The organism is Bradyrhizobium genosp. A, from assembly GCF_049949275.1.
Lineage (GTDB): Bacteria > Pseudomonadota > Alphaproteobacteria > Rhizobiales > Xanthobacteraceae > Bradyrhizobium.
In genome coordinates this window covers 5453554-5475564 of record NZ_CP188196.1, presented here as the reverse complement: position 1 = coordinate 5475564, position 22011 = coordinate 5453554, and the positions used below count along the sequence as shown (strand labels likewise).

At 62.9% G+C, this 22011-nt stretch carries 25 protein-coding genes; 9 read left to right on the top strand and 16 right to left on the bottom strand.

Features of this window, described 5'->3' with window-relative positions; all coding sequences use genetic code 11:
• Positions 1–147 precede the first annotated feature (147 nt).
• Together ACP2YP_RS25585 and ACP2YP_RS25580 are read left to right on the top strand one after the other, a co-directional pair.
• Complete coding sequence (locus ACP2YP_RS25585) at positions 148–456, top strand: hypothetical protein (RefSeq protein ID WP_426419053.1); 309 nt, start codon at positions 148–150, stop codon at positions 454–456.
• Positions 457–559: 103 nt separating this feature from the next.
• Positions 560–937 (top strand): hypothetical protein, encoded by a 378-nt coding sequence (locus ACP2YP_RS25580; RefSeq protein ID WP_426419052.1) that lies wholly within the window; start codon positions 560–562, stop codon positions 935–937.
• Positions 938–1155: 218 nt separating this feature from the next.
• Here ACP2YP_RS25580 and ACP2YP_RS25575 read toward each other — a convergent pair whose 3' ends face one another.
• The 6 genes from ACP2YP_RS25575 to ACP2YP_RS25550 all read right to left on the bottom strand — a co-directional run bounded on the left by ACP2YP_RS25575 (position 1156) and on the right by ACP2YP_RS25550 (position 7144).
• On the bottom strand, positions 1156–1647 hold the full coding sequence (locus tag ACP2YP_RS25575; RefSeq protein WP_426419051.1) for a hypothetical protein: 492 nt from the start codon (positions 1645–1647) through the stop codon (positions 1156–1158).
• A 598-nt stretch (positions 1648–2245) separates the two neighbouring features.
• Positions 2246–2977, bottom strand: coding sequence for an aspartate/glutamate racemase family protein (locus ACP2YP_RS25570; protein WP_426419050.1), 732 nt, complete (start codon positions 2975–2977; stop codon positions 2246–2248).
• Between the two features lie 5 nt (positions 2978–2982).
• A complete protein-coding gene (locus ACP2YP_RS25565; RefSeq protein WP_426419049.1) occupies positions 2983–3861 on the bottom strand; it encodes an ABC transporter permease in 879 nt (292 codons plus the stop codon).
• Between the two features lie 3 nt (positions 3862–3864).
• Positions 3865–4824 (bottom strand): ABC transporter permease, encoded by a 960-nt coding sequence (locus tag ACP2YP_RS25560; protein ID WP_426426269.1) that lies wholly within the window; start codon positions 4822–4824, stop codon positions 3865–3867.
• On the bottom strand, positions 4824–6113 hold the full coding sequence (locus ACP2YP_RS25555; protein WP_426419048.1) for an ABC transporter substrate-binding protein: 1290 nt from the start codon (positions 6111–6113) through the stop codon (positions 4824–4826). Before ACP2YP_RS25555 ends, ACP2YP_RS25560 begins: the two co-directional genes overlap by 1 nt.
• Before the next feature lie 44 nt (positions 6114–6157).
• The gene (locus ACP2YP_RS25550) at positions 6158–7144 is read right to left on the bottom strand and encodes an ABC transporter ATP-binding protein (RefSeq protein ID WP_426419047.1); all 987 of its coding nucleotides are present in this window, start codon (positions 7142–7144) and stop codon (positions 6158–6160) included.
• A 268-nt stretch (positions 7145–7412) separates the two neighbouring features.
• Between ACP2YP_RS25550 and ACP2YP_RS25545 the strand changes: the two genes are divergently transcribed.
• From ACP2YP_RS25545 to ACP2YP_RS25535, 3 genes are all read left to right on the top strand, one after another.
• Positions 7413–8120, top strand: a complete 708-nt coding sequence (locus ACP2YP_RS25545) for a GntR family transcriptional regulator (RefSeq protein ID WP_426419046.1) — start codon at positions 7413–7415, stop codon at positions 8118–8120.
• 97 nt (positions 8121–8217) lie between these two features.
• Positions 8218–8526: a hypothetical protein gene (locus tag ACP2YP_RS25540; RefSeq protein ID WP_426419045.1), complete on the top strand. Its 309-nt coding sequence runs from the start codon at positions 8218–8220 to the stop codon at positions 8524–8526.
• A 32-nt stretch (positions 8527–8558) separates the two neighbouring features.
• Positions 8559–9647 carry a hypothetical protein gene (locus ACP2YP_RS25535; RefSeq protein WP_426419044.1) on the top strand — a complete coding sequence of 363 codons (1089 nt, stop codon included), beginning with the start codon at positions 8559–8561 and terminating at the stop codon, positions 9645–9647.
• A 309-nt stretch (positions 9648–9956) separates the two neighbouring features.
• On the opposite strand, the gene ACP2YP_RS25530 is transcribed toward ACP2YP_RS25535, so the two are convergent.
• From ACP2YP_RS25530 to ACP2YP_RS25520, 3 genes are all read right to left on the bottom strand, one after another.
• Positions 9957–10583, bottom strand: a complete 627-nt coding sequence (locus ACP2YP_RS25530) for a transglutaminase-like cysteine peptidase (protein WP_426419043.1) — start codon at positions 10581–10583, stop codon at positions 9957–9959.
• Positions 10584–10912: 329 nt separating this feature from the next.
• A complete protein-coding gene (locus ACP2YP_RS25525) occupies positions 10913–11524 on the bottom strand; it encodes a PilZ domain-containing protein (protein ID WP_212331855.1) in 612 nt (203 codons plus the stop codon).
• Between the two features lie 69 nt (positions 11525–11593).
• On the bottom strand, positions 11594–12760 hold the full coding sequence (locus tag ACP2YP_RS25520; protein WP_426419042.1) for a CynX/NimT family MFS transporter: 1167 nt from the start codon (positions 12758–12760) through the stop codon (positions 11594–11596).
• 543 nt (positions 12761–13303) lie between these two features.
• On the opposite strand from ACP2YP_RS25520, the gene ACP2YP_RS25515 reads away from it, so the two are divergent.
• The gene (locus ACP2YP_RS25515; protein ID WP_426419041.1) at positions 13304–14455 is read left to right on the top strand and encodes a zinc-binding dehydrogenase; all 1152 of its coding nucleotides are present in this window, start codon (positions 13304–13306) and stop codon (positions 14453–14455) included.
• A 121-nt stretch (positions 14456–14576) separates the two neighbouring features.
• On the top strand, positions 14577–15089 hold the full coding sequence (locus ACP2YP_RS25510; RefSeq protein ID WP_426419040.1) for a hypothetical protein: 513 nt from the start codon (positions 14577–14579) through the stop codon (positions 15087–15089).
• 11 nt (positions 15090–15100) lie between these two features.
• Here ACP2YP_RS25510 and ACP2YP_RS25505 read toward each other — a convergent pair whose 3' ends face one another.
• Entirely contained in the window at positions 15101–15454 is a 354-nt protein-coding gene (locus ACP2YP_RS25505; RefSeq protein WP_426419039.1) for a cupin domain-containing protein, read from the bottom strand.
• A gap of 93 nt (positions 15455–15547) precedes the next feature.
• Entirely contained in the window at positions 15548–15721 is a 174-nt protein-coding gene (locus tag ACP2YP_RS25500; protein WP_426419038.1) for a hypothetical protein, read from the bottom strand.
• 309 nt (positions 15722–16030) lie between these two features.
• Between ACP2YP_RS25500 and ACP2YP_RS25495 the strand changes: the two genes are divergently transcribed.
• On the top strand, positions 16031–18013 hold the full coding sequence (locus ACP2YP_RS25495; RefSeq protein WP_426419037.1) for a DEAD/DEAH box helicase: 1983 nt from the start codon (positions 16031–16033) through the stop codon (positions 18011–18013).
• 80 nt (positions 18014–18093) lie between these two features.
• On the opposite strand, the gene ACP2YP_RS25490 is transcribed toward ACP2YP_RS25495, so the two are convergent.
• Together ACP2YP_RS25490 and ACP2YP_RS25485 are read right to left on the bottom strand one after the other, a co-directional pair.
• Positions 18094–18390 carry a hypothetical protein gene (locus ACP2YP_RS25490; RefSeq protein WP_426419036.1) on the bottom strand — a complete coding sequence of 99 codons (297 nt, stop codon included), beginning with the start codon at positions 18388–18390 and terminating at the stop codon, positions 18094–18096.
• Positions 18391–18515: 125 nt separating this feature from the next.
• Positions 18516–19019: a GNAT family N-acetyltransferase gene (locus tag ACP2YP_RS25485; RefSeq protein WP_426419035.1), complete on the bottom strand. Its 504-nt coding sequence runs from the start codon at positions 19017–19019 to the stop codon at positions 18516–18518.
• Positions 19020–19422: 403 nt separating this feature from the next.
• Between ACP2YP_RS25485 and ACP2YP_RS25480 the strand changes: the two genes are divergently transcribed.
• Positions 19423–19839 (top strand): phasin, encoded by a 417-nt coding sequence (locus tag ACP2YP_RS25480; protein ID WP_426419034.1) that lies wholly within the window; start codon positions 19423–19425, stop codon positions 19837–19839.
• Here the strand turns inward: ACP2YP_RS25480 and ACP2YP_RS25475 are convergent.
• The 3 genes from ACP2YP_RS25475 to ACP2YP_RS25465 form a co-directional block, all read right to left on the bottom strand.
• The gene (locus ACP2YP_RS25475; protein WP_426419033.1) at positions 19836–19982 is read right to left on the bottom strand and encodes a hypothetical protein; all 147 of its coding nucleotides are present in this window, start codon (positions 19980–19982) and stop codon (positions 19836–19838) included. The genes ACP2YP_RS25480 and ACP2YP_RS25475 overlap by 4 nt on opposite strands.
• A gap of 200 nt (positions 19983–20182) precedes the next feature.
• Positions 20183–20974: a Crp/Fnr family transcriptional regulator gene (locus ACP2YP_RS25470; RefSeq protein ID WP_426419032.1), complete on the bottom strand. Its 792-nt coding sequence runs from the start codon at positions 20972–20974 to the stop codon at positions 20183–20185.
• A 222-nt stretch (positions 20975–21196) separates the two neighbouring features.
• A complete protein-coding gene (locus ACP2YP_RS25465) occupies positions 21197–21751 on the bottom strand; it encodes a PAS domain-containing protein (RefSeq protein ID WP_426419031.1) in 555 nt (184 codons plus the stop codon).
• Between the last annotated feature and the right edge of the window lie 260 nt (positions 21752–22011).

Sequence of the window (22011 nt, the reverse complement as noted above, 5' to 3'; positions counted from 1 at the left end):
CTTGCGGCGCGGCGCTGTTCGCTGAATCGTCGAGCCTCGCGCTCTTGCGCATGATCGTGGCTGCATCCCCGTTTCAAGCTGATGTGACGGGATTGGTTCCGGAACCTGTCTTTGCCGCAGCCGTTGGTGAGGCAGGGAGAATCTCCGATGACCAGATCGTCCGCAAGCGCTTCCATCAAGACGTTGATCGTGATCTTCGCTCTCGCCGCGATGCCGGCGATCTCGTTCGCGCAAACCACCGGCGGGTCGACCGGATCGACTGGCGGCGTTGCCAATGCACCAGCGCCGCCGCCCGGCACCAACAGCTCGGGCACGGCGCAATCTTCCGGCGCGAACACGGCGCCCGGCATCACCACTGGCGCCGCTTCCCGAACGAACTCCGACGCTGATGCAACGGTGAGCGCCGAAAACCGGCAGCTCGACAAGAAGATGAAGAGCATCTGCCGTGGCTGCTGATGCTCGCGTGGAAGTGAGCCTGTTCGCCTATCATCCCTGATCGAGTGACATTAGCTTGGCCTCTCTTTGGAGTGTGGACGGTTTCCACGCGGAGGATGAGTTGATGTTACGCAAGATGATCATGGCCGCACTGGCTGTCGCAGCAGTCGGTCTTGCAGCGCCCCAGGCGGCGCAGGCGCGGGGCGGTTTCGGCGGAGGTGGCCATATGGGCGGCGGCCATTGGGGCGGCGGCGGTGGCTGGGGACACGGCGGCTGGGGCCACGGCTGGCACGGCGGCGGCTTCTGGCCTGGTGTCGCAATTGGCGCCGGCATAGCGGGCGCCGGCTATTATGGTGCCTATGGCTACGGCTACCCGTACTATGGCAATCCCTATTATTATGGCGTCGGCTACGAGGACTATGGCGCGCAGTGCTACCTCGTGCGGAAGCGGATCATGACGCAATGGGGCTGGCGCGTCCGCCGCGCCCAGGTCTGTGAATAGGGGCTGCGATTAGCGCCGGTGCCTGGCCGAGGCACCAGAGTACCGAGGCAGTAAAAAACAAGGCCGTTGACGCAGTATACCGTCAACGACCTTGCCAGCCCCGGATATTGAAATCGGCTCACGCCATCCGGTATGGGCGAGCATCGCGCGGAATCATACGGACGAATGTGATCCATTTCACAAGTGGCGAAAATAAAAGGCGGCGGCGCGGGATCTAATCAGTCGCCTGAGCGTTTGCGGGCGCTGGCATGGCGGTGACGCGCAGGTTTCCTCGGGGTAACCGAGGGCGTATCCGCCTCGGTGGAGCGGACACTGGCAAAGGATTGCCGCAGACCGTCGATCGATTCGTTCAAACTGGCGACCTGGTCCGACAGGCGCTTGGTGTCGGCCTGCTGCGAAGCGAGCAGCCGCTTCATGGTCAAAAGCTGGTCCTGCACGACTTGGAGCTGGTCGATCGATTCCTGCTGGGTCGCCTCCAGCCCCTTGGTCTTCTCGACGAGCTGCTCGGAGGCCTGCGCCGTGCGCGCCTGAAGCTGCCGCGATGCGATCACCCGGTCGGTCTCGGGCGCAGCGCCGGTATAGGCGCGCCAGATCGCGATCGAGGTGACGCCGGCGATCAGCAGCAGCAGCGCTGCGGCCGTCAACGCGATCGGCTGGGCACCGAGACGGAGGAGCGGATTGGACGGTGTGTTCTCTGCGAGATCGATCATCGCTGACAAAACCCAAATTGAAACTTGGCGAGTGGCGAACAGCGGCAGCACAAGAACGCAGAACAAGGCGGGCGGGACGTCCCGAAAGCGTTACAGTTCAGCAACAAATGGGACGAAACGGTGGCCGCCGGTGGAAAAAGCGCAATTGACCCAGGGCGACGACTCTGGCGGGCGAGCCGGCACGCCCAAAAGAAATCCCGCCCAGGCCGAATTCGGGTTGAGCGGGCAATATCAGAGTACGCTCAGCAGCCCACCGTGCCGCTAAGGCGCGGCGGGGCGAGCAACGATGCCGTTACGGGCGCACGGCCTTCAACGAAGGCTGGATCGTCATGCGATAGGCAATGAAGGCGCTCCCGTCGAACGTCTCCAAAACTTCGTCACAGGCCGGACAGCGATACTCGCCTGTGTTGGCCGGCGGCGTAGCGAGCTCAAGTCGCCGAAAACCCGCCCCGCACGCTGAGCACGTGACATCGTTCTTTTTCATACAAACCCCGTAAAAATACTGGTGCGACCTCTTAGCACAGGTTCGGGCGAAACCGGGGACGCTTATGACAAATACATAAAAATTGATCGCGCTATCAGCGCGTGGACCGCAGACTTACGGCTGAAACGGCGCGAATGGACCGGCATAGGTCTTTGAACGCGGCGACGCGTAAGGGCCGAGCCGGGAGGTCATCAGTCCAAGCCGCACCAGTCCCTCGGCCAGGGTGACCGCAGCCGCGACGCCGTCGACCACCGGCAGACCGTGCGCAACGGAAAGCTCGGCGGTCAGATCGGCCATGCCGGCGCACCCGAGCACGATGGCCTCGGCGCGGTCGTCGCGGATCGCGGCCGTGATTTCCGTGGAGATTTTGCCAAGGGCGTCTGCGTTGCGGTCCTCGAGCGCGAGCACAGGGACCTCGGCGGCCCGCACGCGGGCGCAGCGCTCGGCGAGGCCGTACTTCCGCAAATTATGCTCGATCGGCACGATGGAGACACCGAGCGTGGTCACCACGGCAAAGCGCGCTGCGATCAGGCTTGCGACGTGAAAGCCGGCTTCGCCGATACCGATCACCGGCGTCTTCGCCACAGCGCGTGCGGCGTCGAGGCCGGTGTCGTCGAAGCAGGCGATGATATGCGCGTCTGCGCCGTCGCGGTCTGCTTCGCGGATGCAACCGAGCATGCCGGGGACGGCGAAGGCCTCGTCGTAAAATCCCTCGATCGAGACGGGGCCCATCGCGGGTTGGCGGGCATCGATCACGGTGTCGGGCAGCGCGATCGCGCGCGCCGCCGCGGCGATCTTCGCCGTCATCGTGGCAGTGGTGTTGGGATTGACGACGTGCAGTCGCATCGCGATCAGACGAGCCCTTTGCCGGCGTCCGAGCCCTTGGCCGCCTGGCGCTTGTTGAGCATGTGGATGGTGCCGAGCGCAAGCGTGATCACCGCAAAGGACACTGCGGAGATGATGGTACCGAGCGCATAGATGTCCGGGTTCGTCACGGTCGTGGTGAGGCCCTGGAGATCGAGCGGCAATGTATTCACGGCGCCGATCGCCTGGCTGGAGCGCGCGAGCTCGTCCCACGATAGCGTGAAGCCGAACAGGCCAATGCCGATCACCGACGGCAGGATGATCGGCAGCACGACATGACGGAAGGCCTGCCACGGCGTCGCGCCGAGATCGCGCGCGGCTTCCTCGAGCCTGGGATCAAAGCGGTTGAAGATCGCGAACATGATCAGGAGGCCGAACGGCAGCGTCCAGGTCAGGTGCGCGCCGAGCCCGGAGGTAAGCAGGCCCATCGAGGTCTCGAAATTCTCGTTCCAATGTGCCTTGATCAGATCGTCGATGATGCGGAATTCGAGCGAGATCCCGAGCGAGGTGATGATCGAGGGCACGATGAGGCTCGCGATCGCCGAGTAGAACAGAATGCTCTGCGCTTTGAACTTCCTGCGGAAGGCCATGCCGGCAGCGACCGATAGCACGACCGTGACCGCCATCACGATGATTCCGAGCAGCAGCGAGCGGCGGAAAGCCGCGCCGAGGTCGACGATGCCGGTGCCCTGGAACAGCTTTGCCAGCCAGTAGGTCGACACGCCGTTCATCGGGAAGGTGAGGCCGCCCTGCGGCCCCTGGAACGACAGCACGTAGATCGCGATCATCGGGCCATAGAGAAACAGCACATAGGCCGTGAAGAAGATCGCGAGAACGTAGAATGAGCGCGGGCGTCCTTCCTTCATCGCCTACAGCTCCTTCTTGATGTCGACGATGCGCGACATCATGGTGATGATCAGGAAGGTGATGACGAGCAGGATCACGGCATTGGCGGCCGCGGCCGGGAATTGCAGCGCGTTCACCCGGGTCTCGATGATCTTGCCGGCCGCGGCGATCTGCTGGCCACCCATCACGCCGATGGTGATGAAGTCGCCCATCACGATAGTGATGACGAAGATCGAGCCGATCACGATGCCGGGTTTGGCGAGTGGAATGATGACGTTGACCAGCGTCTGGAAGCCGGTGGCGCCGGCGTCATAGGCGGCCTCGATCAGCGACTTGTCGATGCGGATCATCGAATTGAAGATCGGCACCACCATGAAGAAGGTGAAGAGGTGAACCAGCGCCAGCACCACGGAGAATTCGGAGAACAGCAGCCATTCCACCGGCTGATTGATCAGGCCTGTCTTCATCAGGCCGGAGTTCACCAGGCCGTTGCGCCCGAGCAGCGGGATCCACGCGATCATGCGGATGACGTTGGAGGTCCAGAACGGGATCGTGCAGAGCAGCGACAGTCCCATCTGCCAGGTCTTGGACTTGACGTGGAAGGCGAGGAAATAGGCGACCCAGAAGCCGATGAAGAGGGTGATGGCCCAGACCAGGAAGCACAGCTTCAGCGTCTTCAGATAGGTCTTGGCGATGGTGCAGAGATCGGGGAGCTGCGCGATGCAACCTTCGAACGTGTCGGTGTAGCCGCGGCCCGAGAAGACCGGCAGCAATTGATATTCGTTGTAGTCCCAGAACGAGACGATGACGACGAAGACGAGCGGGATCAGGAAGAAGGCGAGAAACACCAGCATCATCGGCCCGGCCTGAAGCCAGGAGATGAGGGAGGGCGACAGGCGCGTCGGCTTTGCGGCGCGCGCTGTGCCCGACCCCGGGATCAATCCCGGGGATGCCTGTTGCAGGATGTCTTCCGACGTATCCATCACGCGGCGATGAACTCGTTCCACTTGCGGACCATGTAGTCGTTCTCGTCCATCACGGCGTTCCAGCAGGCGACGCCGCCCATGCGGTCCTCGTAGGAGCCGCCGTCGCGCACGGCGCCGGCCTTCTCCAGCAGCGAGCCGTCGGGCGCCTTGATGTCCTTCTCGGCCGGCTTGCCTTCCATCCAGTAAGCCCACTCGTAGGGCTCCATGTTGGCTTTCGCGGTCGAGAGCACGGCCGAGTAATAGCCCTGGCGGTTGAGATAGGCGCCGGCATAGCCGGACAGGAACCAGTTCACGAACTCATAGGCCCAGTCGAGCTTGGGACCCGAGACGCCCTTGGAGACGCAGAAGCCGGACGCCCAGGAGCGATAGCCTTCCTTCAGCGGCTGGAAGGTGCAGGCGATGCCCATCGAGCGCACCTTCGTCACCGCCGGCGACCACATCGACTGGATGACGGTCTCACCCGAAGCCATCAGGTTGACGCTCTCGTTGAAGTCCTTCCAGAACGCGCGGAACTGGCCGGCCTTCTTCGCCTCGGTCATCACCTTCATGGTGAGATCGATCTCTTCCTTGGTCATGTTGCCCTTGTCGGCATATTTGTACTTGCCGGTGGCTTCCACGACCATCGCGGCATCCATGATGCCGATCGAGGGGATGTTGAGGATCGAGGCCTTGCCCTTGAATTCGGGATTGAGCAACTCCGACCACGAGCTGATCGGGCGCTTGATCAAATCGGGGCGGATGCCGAGCGTGTCGGCGTTGTAGACGGTCGGGATCAGCGTGACGAACTCGGTCGCCGTCTTGGAGAAGGTCTTGGAGTCCTTGCCTTCGAGATAGAGCACCTTCCAAGGCGCGGTGCCCTGATTGCCGATTTTCTTGCCGCCGGGCGTTTCACCCTTGGTGAAGACCGGCGTGATGTTGTCGAATTCCTTGATCTTCTTGGCGTCGAGGGCAAGGATGTTGCCCGACGGCACCAGCTTCTTCAGCGAGAAATATTCGGTGTCCAGCACGTCGAAGGAGTTCGGCTGGGTCATCACGCGCTTGGTGACGTCGTCGGTGGTCGCGGTGATGTATTCGATCTTGATGCCGGTGTCTTTCAGGCACTGCTTGGAGATGTCGTCGCCCTCGTTCACGGCGGTGCCGAGATAGCGCAGCACCTTCGGTTCGGCCGACATCACGTAGGGGAAGCCGGTGATGGCGCCGGAGCCGGCGGCAAGGCCTGCCAGACCCGCGGTGCTCTTGAGTAGCGTGCGGCGGCTGACGCCGGTCTTTTTGGTGGTCTCGGTCATTCCAGTCACTCCTCTGTGTTGCGCATTTTCTAGAGACGACGGCGCTATTGCAGACGTTGCGCCTTGGTGGGATCCCAGGTGACCAGCACGCGATCGCCCGGACGGAACGGGTGGACGTCGAAGGTGGCTTCGGGAACGTGGGAGAACAGGGTGGTGCCGTCGTCGAGCGTGAGCGAGACGGCGACGTAGGAGCCCTGGTACTCGGTCTGGGTCAGCAGCGCCGGCGCGCCGAACGCGCCGTCAGTGACCGGCTTGATGCCGAGCTGATCGGCGCGCACGGCGATGAGGCTGCCGGCGTCGCTGAGGACGTTGTGGCCGCCGATGAAGCGGGCCACGAATTCGGTGCGGGGATGGTGGAAGATGTCGCGGGCGGTGCCCTGCTGCTCGATCTTGCCGTGGTTCATCACCACGATGTGGTCGGCGAGCGCCATCGCCTCTTCCTGGCCGTGGGTGATCTGGATGAAGCTGATCCCGAGCTCACGCTGCAGCCGTTTCAATTCGCCGCGCATCCTCACCCGCAGGAATGGATCGAGCGCGGACAGCGGCTCGTCGAGCAGGAGGATCTGCGGCTCGGTGATCAGCGCACGGGCGAGCGCGACGCGCTGCTGCTGGCCGCCGGAGAGCTGTGCCGGCAGGCGGCCGGCGTAAGGGCTCATCGCGACCAGCTCAAGCAGCTCACCGGCGCGCTTGTGCCGTGTCGCCCGGTCGACGCCGCGCATTTTCAGGGCAAACGCAACATTGTCGAGCACGCTCAGGTGGGGAAACAGCGCGTAGGACTGGAACATCATCGCCGTGCCGCGCTTCGCGGGTTCGAGATCGGTGACATTCTGCGGCCCCAGGATGATGTCGCCCTCGCTGACCGCCTCGTGGCCCGCGATCATGCGCAGGGTCGAGGTTTTGCCGCAGCCGGAGGGGCCGAGCAGGCAGCAATAGGTGCCGGCGGGAATCTTCAAATTGACGGTGTCGACCGCCAGCGTCGTGTCGTAGCGCTTGGTGACGGCGACCAGTTCGAGAGCGGCGGGAGTGGCCATGGTGTGTCCGAAGGAGGGGCGGTGCTCCGCGTCTCTCCGCAAGGTCCGTGCCAACCGCCCTTGGCCGGCCGAATCTTAGAACTGTGCAGTGGAGTCAAATCGTTAGATCGAATCCAGCGCAGCTGCGCGGCCCGCCGCGTGGGCAGTAGTATGCACACAAAATGGGCGAAGATTGTATAAAGTTTCGCCTGTGATTGGATACAGCTCGTCGACTACCATTCGAGATCGAACGTCGTCGACCGAGCCCTCAAACCCGCCCTTCGAACTAATGGCCGCCAAATCCCGCCCGAAATCCGATGCGCCCGACGTGAGCGATCGCGTCAGCCGGATCAGAGAGGGCGTGACTGCGGCGATCCTCGAGCATCGCCTGTTGCCGGGCACAAAACTCGGCGAAGACGAGATCGGCGAGATCTATGGCGCGAGCCGCACGCTGGTTCGCACCGCGCTGCAGCAGCTCGCGCATGAGGGCATCGTCAACATCGAGAAGAACCGCGGCGCCTTCGTTGCGCGTCCGACGCCAGCGGACGCGCGCGAAGTTTTCGAGGCGCGCCGCCTGATCGAGCCCACCATCGTCGATCACGCTGTCGACGCCGTCTCGCCCGCGTGGATCAATCGCCTTCAGCAGCATCTCACTGAAGAGCGCGAGGCCGAATTGCGTGCCGACGCGCGCGCCTTGGTCCGGCTCTCCGGCGACTTTCATCGGCTCATCGCCGAGATGAGCGGCCACAGCATCTATCTCGGCTTCCTGAAAGAGCTGATCGCGCGCTCTTCGCTGATCATCCTGCTCTATCGCCGTCACGATACGCCGGCCTGCGGCACTGATCATCACGCCGAGATCGTCACCGCGATCCGCCAACGCGACAAGCAGGCTGCGCGATCGCAGATGCTGTCGCATCTGAACGAGATCGAGGCCGAGCTGTTCCTGAAGGATCCCGCCGCCGACGAGCTGCGGCTCGCGGACGTGCTGGGCGCGTAAGCGAGCCGCACGGGCTTGGAAGATCATTGCGGCTGTCGACCGGGGTAACAACTTATGATAGTTTAAGTCATTTCATCACGTAGGACTGGAGGTAGCTATGAATTGGAAGCCGCCAAGGAAGTCCATCAGCGATCTGAACTCTATCCATGTGCCGAATGAGTCCGGCGACGCAGGTGCTCATTTTGAATGGCCAGATGAAATCGCCTTTGAATGGGAAGATCTGGTGATGTCCCTGGCGAAGACACTGGCCATGGCTCTCCCGGAAAAGGATTTGACTCAGGAAGAGCGATTGGAGCTTGCTCACTCAGTTGCAATGCCGACTGCGCAGCGTATCAACGTTTTTCTCGAGAGAGAGAGGAGTCAGAGTTCAGCTTCAGCGACAAGGTCAAAATTCTTGCCGACATAAGGCCCGCGATCTCCGGTGAGGTTGGCGCGGCCGTGGCAGATCTCGTCATGGAGCATTTTGGCTGCCATTGGCGGTCGAACGGGAACGACGCTGGTTTCGTCATCGCGGAGGGCGTCGACATAACCGATGAGCGAATACCGGATTTCGTTTATGAACCAGGAGGGAAGGCCGGCTTCGAGCCGGGGCAACTGATCGCCGTCGAGGCGAAAGGAAGTCTCTCCAAGACGGGCGGCGCACGCCCCGCCATCAAGCGGCTCGCCAAGAAGGCCTTCGGCGGACAGGTGAAGAAGTATCTGGGCTCCAAGGCCGATGGATGCTTGATCGCTGCGGGCTATGGCGTGGCCTATGGATCGGTACCCGGCAGCAAGGAGTCGACCCTCGCTATCGCCAGCTCGCACGAATTCCAAACTGCCGTGCAGCCGCACAAGGTCCCGGTCTCGCTATCGGCCGCGGCGGCAGGCCAAGTCCAGCCGGCGCCTGCCAAGGCGGAAGCCGAACTCCACCACGATGAGCAGCAGCAGGACGACCGGTCAAAGATGAATTTGCGAACGGCGCCTGAAATTGAGTATCGGCGGGAGGAAGAGCACCGCGAGCGCGAAGCGGACGATACAGGTGGGTCGGGTGACGGCGGCGATGATGGCGGCCGCGAACGCGGCGGAGGACGGCCGCGTGCGACTCCGGCGCGTCGCGTGGCATTGGCCAATTACGAGACGGTGTTTCAACTGTGCGGAGCGCTGGCCGCAGCCAAGTCAATTCGAGACATTCTGTCGGACGAGAGAACGCGCGCCTCTGAAACTGCGGATCGGTTTCAGGAATTTTACGAGATCGGGGATGACGAGCCGATTCTGGTCGGGAGTCCCCATCGTTACGGCTGGTGGTACCCATATCCCGGTTTTGGAATTTCAGCAAAGTCGGCTGAGGAGATCCTCAAGATCGTTGCCCAACCGGGAGAACTTCCACCGTCACTCGATCTGAGCATCGTGCCTGTCGAGCGACGTCGTATTCGAGGCAAAGGGATGCAGGCTAATTTGCAAGGTGATGGCTTCGCGTTCGTGACGAGCTGGCCGGGCTTCTGGAGATATCGTACTTGGGACCTTCGCGAGGGCACTTGGGCGGACTAGCGCGTTTTCGAGCGAAGTGGATACCGGTTCGCGTTAAGAAAACGCGTCAAAACAGGAATCTAGAGCCCCGTTCCGATTCCATAGGAACGGAAATGGCTCTAAGGCGCGTATGTGCGATGGAGTGACTTCGCGAGCTTGTTTTTGACTGCCCATAACTGGGACCAACCGCGCTTGCCCTCAAAAAGTTGCGGCCAGCCATTGGGGGATGGCTGGCCGCGCGCGAACCGGTCTGGGACGGGGAGGGGTGGGGATGTGACCGGGTCGCGTAACTCGTTGTCTCCGTTCCTACTGATCGGCTTACTGATCGGCTTACTGGTCTCTTGCGCTGGCGGTGGAGACCGCCGGCTTGGTATCGCCGAGCGAAACCCAGACGTTGGGATCGGCCTGCGACTGGCGCTTGACGAAGCGGTAGCCGGTCTCCGTCCAGGCAACGACGCTCTCGTTCTGATTGTCGAGAATGAATTCGCCCTTGTCAGTCTTCACCGTCAGCACTGCGTGTCCTTCACCCTTCTTGTCGCGCACGACGGTGATGAGCAGGGCCTCGCGCGGCCAACCGGCATCAATCAGCATCTTGCGCTTCAACAGCACGTAGTCTTCACAGTCGCCGTAACCGTCGGTCGGCAGCGACCATTTCTCGATCACGCCCCAGTGCTCCTGGTCGGTCAAAGGCTTGATCGTCTCGTTGACCCAGCGATTGACCTTGGTCAGGTCGCGCCACGCGGTCTGCGACATCACGATGTCGCGCGGCTGCGTCGGTCCGCCCTGACACTGAGCGGCATTCTCTGCACAAAACTCGACCCAGCCGATCGGCGCACGCGTGGTGTCGCCGAGGCTCGCGTAGAGCGGACGGCTTTCACCGGCCTGCGCTGCCGCGCTGATCCCGAAGAGCATGGCAGCAAGTGCCAGTGCCTTCCCCTGTCCCCTGAAGTCCAACATTGCGGCCCCTGTTTCTTGTTGGGACCACATTTCGCACGGAGCTTTTGAGTTGCCGCTAAGTCAGCCAAGTCAAGTCGAGACGAATACAAGTAAAAGGCGCCGCGAATTCGATCTATACTTGAATATAATTCGAGTAAAATTTGAGAATACTGCAATTGATTCAAATTGTAGGGATTAACGCGGAAACGCTGGCGGAACCGCTGTTTGGGCGCACGAACAGGCCGTCGTTAACCGGCGTGAGACTGCAGCCGGACGCGAAAAAGGCGGCGTCCGCATCGCGGAGGCCGTCTTTGAGGCCGAGAAAACAGCGGTTTTGGCGCGCTTTCGCTTTACCGCGCGGTAACGCTCTCTTCGAGAGTCTCGATCGGCTGCGAGTGCAAGAACTCCAGCGCGAAGCCGTCTTCGAGGTTTCGGACCACACGGCCCTGGACCCGGCCGAGCATAACCGTTGATTTCAGCGGCGGGCGGTTCTCAGCCGCGATGGCGGCGCCCGACAGAGAAAGGTCGATGATACGGCAGGTCATCTTGGTGCCGTCCTCGAGCGTCAGCACCGCGATCGGGTTGCGCGGCACGATACGGTCGTGGCGGCGGTCTTCCGGCAGGTTGAGAATGTCGCGGTTGGCGAGCCAGGTCAGCTGGGCCGCGAGCTTGTCGCGCTTGCGCGGCGTCGCGCCCACCGTCATGGCAAAACCGTTGTCGATGATCCGGGTGATCTTGCCCTCGACCCGGCCGATATGGTCGAGATAGGCGACCACGCGGTCGCCGACATTGCCGATGCCGGGCGCCAGCAGCGCCAGCCCGCCGGGCGACATGTTGATCACCTGGCAGGGGAATTCACGGCGATCCGGCAGCATGTAACGGCCGAGCAGGTGGACCTTCACCCGCTGGAAACGCCGACGTTCCTCGGCGGCCGGAAGAAATTTTTTGTTCGCCAACGCCATTTTCACTACCCGACCCCCCGCCCGGGCGGAGTCCAGCACGACCCTAAGGTGCATAGGGTTAATGCCGCGTTATGATTTGGCGCGGCGAACACGAACCGACACAATGCGTTCAAACAGCCACATCAGCGGCGGGCAGGCCAAAACCGTCACCGCGCCGAGGTCGAGCGCGACCGCGGCCGTTCCGGCTGATTTGGCCAGCCACCCCGCCACCGCCGGCCCCAGCATCATGGCGCCATAGAAGAGGGTGTAGAACACGCCCATGCCGATTGCCCTGGTCTCCGGGACGAGCACGCGGGCGGCGAGACTCATGATCGGGCCGGCCGGATGGCCGCCAATCAGCCCGATCAGGACCAGGATCGTGATCACGGCATCCGACCGGGACAACCAGGCCAGCAGGGCGGCCACCACGAGGCTGGCCGCGATCGCCAATATAAAGGGCCGCTTGAAGCGATCGGCGAGATAGCCGCCTGCCGGCACCGAGATCACCGACAGCCACATCACGACGCTGATCGCCGAGCCTGCCGCCGCAATGCTCCAGCCGCGCTCGGCGAGCAAGGAGGGGCCGAACGAGAAGATCATGGCGAAGCCGACATTATAGAGGCCCCAGATCAGCCCGGCGACAACCACCGCCAGCAACGCGAGCGGATCGAGCCGAGCTGAGCCGGCTTTGCTGACTGTTGCGCCCGGCGGCGGCTGATAGAACATGATCAGCGCAACGCCGATCGCGCTCAGCGCGCCCGTTGCTGCGAATACGGCGCCGGCGCCATGGGCGGTGCCGATCGCCGGCAGCACCAGCAGCGAGATCGCAACGCCGGCAGGCCACGAGTTAACGAAGATCGCCATCGCGGTTGCGATCTCCTTGCCGGCAAACCAGTCGGTGCCCATCTTGGTGAGCTGCACCGTCAGCAGCACACCGCCGGCGCCGGAGACGAGCCGGCCCGCCATCTGCAGGCCCCAGATGTCGGTGGTGGCCATCACCAGGCTGCCCGCCGTCATCAGCAGCAGCGCCGCGATCGTGGTCGGCTTGTCGCCAAGGGTTCGCCCGATCGCGCCGCCCGGCAGCGCCAGCAGGACGCCCGGTGTGAAATAAAGCCCGATCAGGATGCCGATATCGGCGAGCCCAATGCCGAATGTCTTTTCAAGCAACGGTGCGACCGCCGCCACGCTCTGAAACTGGAACGCGATGGTGAGGCGAACGACGAACAGGATCGCAAGAATAGCCCAGCGATTGCGCAATGCCTCAACTCCCCGGCCGTTGCGAAGAGCGTGCGGTGGGGAGAGACGAGAGTCAACCTGCAGCCTTGCCCGTCGCGCGCTGATGGAGATAGAGAAGACACAGCAGCGCCAGCAGCACTCGGCCACCCAACAGCTGATCACGTGCTCGATATTGTCGGCCATCATCGCCAGCACGGAGGCGATGAACTGCAGCCGGTAGGGCACGGACGTCATCGCCGGACGCGGCCACAAGATTTTGCGGAAGGGGGTTCAAGCGATCACCAGCACAGAACTGCTGCGGCCTTACACGTTCGTTGGCGAGTGCTCAAGACAATTGGGTGTGCGTCGGGCAGCCGCGCTGCCACCGCAAGCTCCGCCGTCATCCTGAGGTGCGCGCGCTTGCGCGGGGATGACGACGGTGAACGCGGCAATCGCCATTCCGCATTCTGCTTTGCTATACGCAGGCTACGAGACTGCTCGCTTGGCACGACTGCGCATCTCACATACGCTTCGTGTCACGCCCGCACCCAACAATCAATACAGACGGGCCGCGAGGAAACAGCCATGGAACAGATCCGCGTCTGCACCCACGCAGGGCCGGGCTCCGAGCCCTTGATCAAGACCGTGCCGTGGCCAAAGGTCGGCCGCAAGGGTGCGCTGATCAAGATCGGTGCGTGCGGCGTCTGCGGCACCGATCTGCATATCCTGAAAGGCCATTGGCCGAAGCCGCTGCCCTGGCCGTTCACGCTTGGCCATGAGATCGGCGGTGTCATCGTCGAATGCGGCGATGAATTCACCGAGGATTTCATGAGCAAGCCGCTCAAGGTAGGATCAAAGGTGATGATCCCGCCGCTGATGCCGTGCGGCCGCTGCTATTACTGCATTCATTATCCGCAGACCGCCAACAAATGCCTGACGCCGGTCTATTACGGCCGCTACCTCGGCTTCGACAAGGCGCCGCACATGTGGGGCGGCTGGGCCGAATCTGTCTATGTCGATCTCGACATGTTGCCGGGCACCAAGATCTACAAGCTGCCCGACGACATGTCGCTGCGCCTTGGCGCGCTGTCGGAGCCGCTGACCTCCTGCATCCGCGCGTTCAACCGTGCGACCCGCGCCGGCGGCTTCAGCTGGGCCGACACGGTGGTGATCCAGGGCTCGGGCCCGATCGGCATTCTGGCGGTCGCGGCCGCAAAGGAGATGGGGGCAGGGCGTGTGATCTGCGTCGGCGCGCCCGAGGAGCCGCGTCTCAAGCTCGCGCGAGAGTTCGGCGCGGAAGCGACCGTGAACATCGAGGAGATCACATCGCCGCAAGATCGTATCGCGCGCGTCCGCGAGATCGTAGGCCACTTTGGCGCCGATCTGGTGATGGATTGCTCGGGCCATCCGACCGCGGGCCCCGAAGGCATCGAGATGCTCCGCGACGGCGGTGCCTATGTCGAGATGGGCCAGTTCACCGACGCGGGCTCGATCGAGACCTCCTGGCACCGCATCTGCACCAAGGACCTCAATGTGCTGGGCTCCTGGGGCTTTACCGGCAACGATCTGCCGCTCGGCGTCGACATGCTCTACCGCACCCGCGACAAATATCCCTGGCTGAAGATGCAGACGATCTATCCGTTCACGGAAGCGGGCGTGGCACAGGCGGTGAAGGACGCGATGGCGATGAAGACGGTGAAGTCGACCATCGTGCCGTGGCCGGAGCTGGTCGAGTGAGGGACGAACAGACAAAGCCCGGGGCGAACGCCCAAAAAGTTCCCCAGGGAATCCTCGACTTATTCACGTCGTGGTGAAACTTAAGCCCCAGTTCCGGCTTTCAGTTCACTGGAGAGTTATTGTGAAGCGAATCCTGAAACCCATCACCTACGTCCTGGCCGCCATCTACTTCCTGGTGGATGCGGTGTTCATGGCCGTGGCGATGCCAATCTCGCGCTGGCTTACGCGGAATTTCGACTTCAAGCGGCTGCGCGCCTGGATCAAATCGCTGCCGCCTTATCCCTCGCTCGCGCTGTTTTCCGTGCCGGTGATCATCCTGGAGCCGATCAAGCCATTGGCGGCCTACCTCGTCGCAACCGGTCAGTTCCTGAGCGGTGTGGCGGCGTTTGTCGGTTGCGAGTTGCTCAAGCTCGTGCTTGTCGAGCGCCTGTTCCACCTCACGCGGGACAAGCTGATGCGGATTCCGGCGTTCGCGTGGGGCTACGGGAAGTTCAGCGAGATGAAGGCATGGCTGCAGGCCACCGAAGCCTGGCGCGCCATCCGCGCCTTGAGCCACGCGGCGAAAGACTGTGTCTTGCGGCTCAGAGCAAGGCTGGCTGGCAGCTTCAGCAGGCTCGTGACGTCAAGGGATTAGAATCGCACCCTCTATGCGAGTTTGCGCGCTGCGGCGGTGGCCTTGTCGCCTGTGTTCGGCGTGCCCGTCGGCTCAATGAGCAGCAGATGAACCTCCTCGCGCGCCACCGGGCGATGCTCGACACCTTTCGGCACGACATAGAGCTCGCCCGGCCCGAGCGTCACCGTGCGGTCCCGCAATTCGATGTCCAGCTGGCCCTTCAGGACCAGAAAGAAATCGTCAGTGTCGTCGTGCTTGTGCCAGGTGAATTCGCCCTTCACCTTCACCACCATCACGTCGCAATCGTTGAAGGTCGTGACCGTGCGCGGCGACCAGTGGTCGTGGAAGGTCGATAGCTTGTCGGCCAGCGATATGCTGTCGGTCATGTGTCGTCCCTGTCGCGTTGATCCCGTCGAGAAGCGATTTGGGATCGAGCGCCGGGCCTGACAAGGTTTGAATGCGTCAGATCCCGCTCTCCTTCACCACCGTCGCGCCACCACTTTCGCGGCAGGCCGATTGGCGTAGATCGCGCAACCGCGGCCGGGCTTGCAATGCGTGCACCAGGTGCCCGCCGGCTTGGCGAGCGCCTCGATCGCCATCACCTTGCAGCAAAGCGTGCAGTCGCCGCAATGACGTTGGCCTGACGAGGTCATGCATGCATCCCTGGCACACCCAATCGCGCACAATTTAGGCGAGATGACCGCAAAAGTCCGCCGTTCCGGGCCCAAAAGCGTGCTGGAGGCGTCAAAGCACGCAGAAAAGCGCCGGTCTGAGCATCCCGGGCCTGTTCACCCTGTCGCCAATGCCATGCATCAAAGCCATGGTGATTTGGCTGCTTCTGGCGTAAAGAGCGTCCAAATCAAAATCATCATGGGTGTGACCGGGCCTTCTGCAGTGACTGCAGCGTCGGGCCCCTCGGCTTTCCGTTCCGCGCCCCCGGACCAACCAAGGTTTTTCATCCCGTGTCCTTTCCGGCCCTGACCCCGCCGCTCGCCCGTGCCTTGGCTGAGCGCAATTACGATTCGCCGACCCCGGTTCAACTTGCCGTCCTCGGCGAGGATGCCGTCGACCGCGACCTGCTGGTGTCGGCCCAGACCGGCTCGGGCAAGACCGTCGCTTACGGATTGGCCATGGCCAAGGATCTGCTCGATGGTGCCGAGCAGTTCGAACGGGCCGCAGCACCTCTGGCCCTGATCGTCGCGCCGACCCGCGAGCTTGCCTTGCAGGTCCAGCGCGAGCTCACCTGGCTCTATGAGCATGCGCAAGCGCGCGTCGTCTCCTGCGTCGGCGGCATGGACCCGCGCCGCGAGCAGCGCGAGCTGGCAGCCGGAGCCCACATCGTCGTCGGCACGCCCGGCCGCTTGTGCGACCATCTGCGGCGCAACCGCCTCGACATCTCGGAATTGAAGGTCGTCGTGCTCGACGAGGCCGACGAGATGCTCAATCTCGGCTTTCGCGAGGACATGGAGTTCATCCTCAAGACCACCCCGGACACGCGGCGCACCTTGTTGTTCTCGGCGACGTTTCCGCGCGGCATCGTGGCGCTGGCGAAGCAGTATCAGCAGCAGGCGTTTCGGATCGAGGTCGCGGGCGACGAAGGCGGTCACGCCGACATCGAGTACCGCGCTATCCGGGTCGCCCCCGGCGATGTCGAGCACGCCGTCGTCAACGTCCTGCGCTACTTCGAAGCGCCAAGCGCACTGGTGTTCTGCAACACGCGAGATGCCGTCAGGCATTTGCAGGCGGCGTTGCTGGAGCGTGGTTTTTCCGTGGTCGCTCTGTCAGGCGAATTGACCCAGAACGAGCGCACCACGGCGCTTCAGTCGTTGCGGGACGGACGGTCCCGTGTCTGCGTGGCGACCGACGTCGCCGCGCGCGGCATCGACCTGCCGAGCCTCGACCTCGTCATTCATGCGGACTTGCCGAACGACCCGGAGGTCATGCAGCACCGCTCCGGGCGCACCGGACGTGCGGGCCGAAAGGGCACAAGCGTCCTGCTGGTGCCGCCGGTACGACGGCGGCGTGCGGAGGTGCTGCTGAATTTGTCCGGCATCGAGGCGAACTGGGGCACGGCGCCGCAGGCGGATGAAATCCGCAAGCTCGATCATGAGCGCATGAAGGACGTGTTGTTTACCGAGGAGACGACCGCCGACGATCTGGTGCTGGCGCAGGCCTTGTTGGCCGAGCGCTCGGCCGAGGATATCGCCGCGGCGCTGGCGCGGCTCTATCGCGCGCGGCTGCCGTCGCCGGAAGACATCATCGATCCCGGCGAGCGAAGCAGCCGGCCGCGTGACGATCGTCACCGCGACGATCGCGCACCGCGTGGCGACGACCGCTCTGAGCGACCTCGTGCCAAATCGGGCAAATCATCGCCGAAGCACGTCATGGCGGAGCCCACCGTCTGGTTCCGGGCCGCCATCGGCCGCCGCAAGAATGCGGAGGCGCGCTGGCTCTTGCCGATGATCTGCCGCCGCGGCGGCATCGACAAGCGCGACATCGGCGCGATCAAGGTCATGGACACCACCACCGAGTTCGAGATTTCCGAGCGGGTGGCGGAGTCTTTCGCCGCCAAGGTCAAGCGTCCGGACAAGGAAGACAGCATCCGCATCGAGCCGATGACGGGCGCGCCGCAAGAGCAGGCGCCGGCGGAGAAGCGCGCACGCGCTCCGCAGCGCGATGAAGCTGACGACGATCATGTTGTCCGCCGCCGCGACAATCCCTGGAACGCGACCGGACCGAAGCAGCACGACACGCCGCGGGGAAAGCAAGAAGCCAAACACCAGGGCAAGCCGCACGCCAAACCTCACGACGACGGGAAATTCGGCAAGCCGGCGTTCGGGAAGAAGAAATTCGGAGACAAATCCGGTGACGCCAAATATGCGCCGTCGGTCACCGAATGGCCGGGCGCTTCCGCGAAGAAGGGCAAGAAGAAGCGCCGCAGCTGAACTGCCGCGACCGTCAGCGCAGACCGCGAAGATGCCGCCGGATTGCACCGGCGGCATCATCTGAAAAGTCAGCTGTGAGCTCAGCGGCCGCCGCCACCTCCGCCTCCGCCGCCACCTCCTCCGCCACCACTACCGCCGGCATATCCCATGGCGGAGTTGTAGCGAGAGTCGGACTGCTTCATGTAGGTTGGCGACGTGTCCCGATTGACGACGCGACGCACTGCGGTTTGCGGCTGTTCGATGCGGATGTCGCAGCCTCCGAAAAAGGCGACATCGCAAGTATAGGTACGGAATTGCAGAGCGTTGGCGCTGGTGGCGGTGAACGCGGTCGTGGCAACAAATGCAATCAAAGCCGCTTTGGGCAATGTCAGTTTCATGCGAGCTCTCCAGCCTCAGTTCGGCGAGACCGGAACGGCTCGCGCAATTCTTCGACGGAGGCTGGTCGAAACCGGTTCGAGGATAGGCTTCACGCCTGCGTGAGGCTGCGCGCAGGGAAGGCCGGCTATTTGCCGAGCCCGCGCAGCATGTAGGTCGCGCTCGCGCCATAGCACGAGAGCTTGTCGCGCAGCGCCGCATCCGATGCGACGCCTTGGAAGCCGAGACGCTCCCACAGCGGTCGCGTGCCGTAGACCGAGACCAGCGCAAGCGTTGTGATGTCTGATGATCGCGCGAGCTCTTCGACCTCTGCGACATAAGCGCGCGCCATGCCGCCGCGGAACTCGGGCAGCACGGCGACATCGTGCACGTAGAGACAATCGGCAGCATCGGGCAATCGGTCGAGAAACCCGTCAAGCGGCGGAATCTGTTGCTGCATCCAGGGATGCGCGAGGCCGTAGCCTGCGATCTCGTTGGCTGCAGCGAGCACGCAGCAGCCGTCCGGATAGAGCCGCAGCTTCTCCGAAAGCACTTCGGGGCGCTCGGGGAGATCGGGATGAATTCGCGCCCCGATCGCGCTGATCGCCTCAAGGTCGGTTGCGTGCGCGCGACGCCAATGCGGCTTGCTCATCTCGAATGTTCCGTTTCAACAACGCAATTTATTCCGCCGCGCTGATGTACGCAGCCAAAAATATCTTTGCGGCAGATCGCCGGTGCAGGCGATGTCCGGCGCCAACGCCGGCACTGATCTCAAGTTGGCGCATACGATTGCAGCAACTTTAAAGAGGCGGGATGCGGTCTGCGCCGCGTCATCGCATGATTCGAATTAAATCAAGTCAAGAGTCCGAAAGCGAACCGAAGCTTCGATTGTCGTTGGCCATAGTTGGCTCCGGCAGGGGGCGAGAGCGGTACAGCCGCAGCGGCATCCCACCAACGTGAAAGTAGGGGCACTGGTGTCCCGGTGCAGCAAGCACCAGGACGCGTCGGGGAGTCTTCAATCCATTATCTAGTTTCGCTTGAAAGGATGAAAGCCCGTGAGTGATGCCAATGTGAAAGCCGAAACGAATGCCGCTCCGCTGAATGGAATGGCCAACGGAAGCGCAAGGCTCCAATTCGACGTACCCTTTTTCAACATCCAGACGATCTTCGGCAATCTCGCCGAGCCGGCCGCCGCGCGGGCCAAGGTAAATTTCGAGCAGATGAAGGCGACTTCCGAGGAAGTCACCGGCGCTCTCTACGACGCCTGTTCGACCAATGCCAAGCATGCCGCCGATTACGGCACCAAGGTCATCGAAATATCCAACACTAGGACCACCTCAGCGCTAGACTTCCTCTCCGAGCTTGCGGATGCGAGATCGTTTGCGGATCTCGTGAACCTCTCCACCGCCCACGGCCGCAAGACCTTTGAAGCGGCTTCCGCCCAAAACCGGGAGCTTTGGGACCTGGCCTAAAAGGCCGCGATCGAGACGACCGAGCCGATCAAAAAGAGCTTCAACCGGGTTTTGCACAGGACTGCTTGAAAGCAACGGACCGCCTCGATCGGCTGGATGAGCGTCTTCGCCAGAAGAGACGCCATCCAGCCGATGGCGGCCATCCCTCGCCGTGAGGTGATGCCAAGCTGGAGGAAATCAAGATGGGTATGGTGATGATCAAGTGCCCGGAAACGGGAAGCGTCATTCCGACGGGCATCGAGATGGATCGCGATAGGTTTCGATGCAGTGCAGTGTTCTTTTCGCGGACATATTGCAGGAAGTGCGCGGCGACGCACGAGTGGTTCGCCAAAGAGGCCTGGGTCTACGAGTCGGCCTTGGCGAACGGGAAGCACGGGGGTAGGGAGTCGTTCGGCGCTGGCGCGGCGTGAAGGAGCCTCAAGGCATCCTGCGAAACGATCCGATCGATCCTGCGGCTCATCACCTTGTAGCACTCGCATGCGACGACCTCGAGTCGCCGCCTGTCGATCTCGAGTTGACCGCGCCCACTGGATTTCAGGGCCCTTGACGTTCGAAGTGCGCCCACGACGTGCGTGACCGTGGTACGCCGGACGCCGAGCAATTCCGATAGCGTCTCTTGCGTCAAGGGCAGAACGTCACCGCCGCCCGTCCGATCGTGAATGTGAAGCAGCCAGCGGGCCAAGCGGGCTTCGACGGAGTGCAGCGCATTGCAGGCCGCGACGTGCTGGATTTGTGTCATTAGCGCCCTGGCGAGAACCTGAACCAGACTTCTGAGAGCGGGACTGCGCTTGAGCGCAGTTTGAAATCGCGCGGGCGAGATTTGCAACGCGGTGCCGGCGACGCGGACGACCGCCGTCATGGGTGAGCGGAGGGGGCCGAGCGCCGTCATGAGTCCGACGGCGCCGTCGTTGCCGATCACGGCGGTTGCGGCCGTCTGTCCGTTCGGCAGCTCCATGATGAGGGCGATTGCGGCGCTGCAGGGGAAGTAGAGGTGATCGATCCGGTCTCCCGATCGAACCAGGACTGCGTCGTGCTGGAGCGGTACCTTCCGCAAATGCGGTGCAAGCAAAGCGAAGTCGGCCGACGGTAACGCAGCTAACAGGCGATTACCAACTCTGGTCACGTGCTCCATCACGGGTAATCGTCCCTCGACGGAAGCGGCTAGGAACGCATCGTCTGCGGCCGAGCCGCGTTGCCGTGCAGATACTCGCCCGGCAAACGAGCAAACGTATCGAAGTGGGTAAGGTTCCGTTGATGGATCGCAAGACTGCAGGCCGGCGTGTCTGATCGCCATCTGATTCAGAGATGATGGTCGGGGCCGTTTTGCACGCGCTGCGCGCACGGCACGAACGTTGCTCTACCTCAGCCCCTCATACACCATCAACCCGCGTGCGATCTGCAGCTTGCGGATCGCCCGCGGCAGCAGCTTCTCCGGCTGATGCAGATAGCGCCAGGAGGTGACGGTGAAGGCGGAAAGCGCGCCGCATTCGTCGTCGAACGGCGCAAGCACGCCGGTCACGCTCACCGGCGTGTGCGGGCGAGCGTTGAAGGGCAGCAGCAGCAGCTCGAGATGTGCCTTGGTGCCATTCGCGCGCGTGGCGGTGACACCGGCGATGGCGCCGAGCGTTTCGTCGGCGACGATGGTCGCGATCTCTTCGATCTCGCCGCGGCTACCTTCCGTGAACAGCGCAGCGAAGCTCGCGTCCTTGAGATCGAGGCCTGCGAGCGCACAGACGCGGGTGCCGGCGACGCGGAAGGGAAAGCCGAGCTTCGGCTCGCAGGACAGGACGAAGATGTCGCCGAGCAGCTCGCGCACGGCGGCCGGGTCGATATCGGCCCGATCAGGCGCTCGCGCGCTGCCGCGCTTCTTGTCCCAATACGCGAAGAATGCGCGGCTCGACGGATGTTTCATGACTGACGCTTACCCCGGGGCCGCACCATGTGGGACAAAGCTGTCCCGCTTCAGTGCACCTGAGATCCCTGTGTTGTTGTGCAGGAGGGGAATTGCAGCGTCCATGCCGCGTGGGCGTTTTTGGCCTCGCGCGGGCTGCCTTTGCGTCGTTAACGTTAAATTAACTATGCGCTTTGCCGCGGCGGGGCGGCTGCTATGGTGATTGCGGTCGCAAGCCTCGCCGCTTTCTTCCAGGTTCTCGGCGAGGCCTGTACACGGGC

Coding starts and splice junctions, on each gene's coding strand:
- ACP2YP_RS25585 (WP_426419053.1), top strand. CDS start 148: ATGACCAGATCGTCCGCAAGCGCTTCCATCAAGACGTTGATCGTGATC.
- ACP2YP_RS25580 (WP_426419052.1), top strand. CDS start 560: ATGTTACGCAAGATGATCATGGCCGCACTGGCTGTCGCAGCAGTCGGT.
- ACP2YP_RS25575 (WP_426419051.1), bottom strand. CDS start 1,647: ATGATCGATCTCGCAGAGAACACACCGTCCAATCCGCTCCTCCGTCTC.
- ACP2YP_RS25570 (WP_426419050.1), bottom strand. CDS start 2,977: ATGCGACTGCACGTCGTCAATCCCAACACCACTGCCACGATGACGGCG.
- ACP2YP_RS25565 (WP_426419049.1), bottom strand. CDS start 3,861: ATGAAGGAAGGACGCCCGCGCTCATTCTACGTTCTCGCGATCTTCTTC.
- ACP2YP_RS25560 (WP_426426269.1), bottom strand. CDS start 4,824: ATGGATACGTCGGAAGACATCCTGCAACAGGCATCCCCGGGATTGATC.
- ACP2YP_RS25555 (WP_426419048.1), bottom strand. CDS start 6,113: ATGACCGAGACCACCAAAAAGACCGGCGTCAGCCGCCGCACGCTACTC.
- ACP2YP_RS25550 (WP_426419047.1), bottom strand. CDS start 7,144: ATGGCCACTCCCGCCGCTCTCGAACTGGTCGCCGTCACCAAGCGCTAC.
- ACP2YP_RS25545 (WP_426419046.1), top strand. CDS start 7,413: ATGGCCGCCAAATCCCGCCCGAAATCCGATGCGCCCGACGTGAGCGAT.
- ACP2YP_RS25540 (WP_426419045.1), top strand. CDS start 8,218: ATGAATTGGAAGCCGCCAAGGAAGTCCATCAGCGATCTGAACTCTATC.
- ACP2YP_RS25530 (WP_426419043.1), bottom strand. CDS start 10,583: ATGTTGGACTTCAGGGGACAGGGGAAGGCACTGGCACTTGCTGCCATG.
- ACP2YP_RS25525 (WP_212331855.1), bottom strand. CDS start 11,524: ATGGCGTTGGCGAACAAAAAATTTCTTCCGGCCGCCGAGGAACGTCGG.
- ACP2YP_RS25515 (WP_426419041.1), top strand. CDS start 13,304: ATGGAACAGATCCGCGTCTGCACCCACGCAGGGCCGGGCTCCGAGCCC.
- ACP2YP_RS25505 (WP_426419039.1), bottom strand. CDS start 15,454: ATGACCGACAGCATATCGCTGGCCGACAAGCTATCGACCTTCCACGAC.
- ACP2YP_RS25500 (WP_426419038.1), bottom strand. CDS start 15,721: ATGACCTCGTCAGGCCAACGTCATTGCGGCGACTGCACGCTTTGCTGC.
- ACP2YP_RS25490 (WP_426419036.1), bottom strand. CDS start 18,390: ATGAAACTGACATTGCCCAAAGCGGCTTTGATTGCATTTGTTGCCACG.
- ACP2YP_RS25485 (WP_426419035.1), bottom strand. CDS start 19,019: ATGAGCAAGCCGCATTGGCGTCGCGCGCACGCAACCGACCTTGAGGCG.
- ACP2YP_RS25475 (WP_426419033.1), bottom strand. CDS start 19,982: ATGGCCGCCATCGGCTGGATGGCGTCTCTTCTGGCGAAGACGCTCATC.
- ACP2YP_RS25465 (WP_426419031.1), bottom strand. CDS start 21,751: ATGAAACATCCGTCGAGCCGCGCATTCTTCGCGTATTGGGACAAGAAG.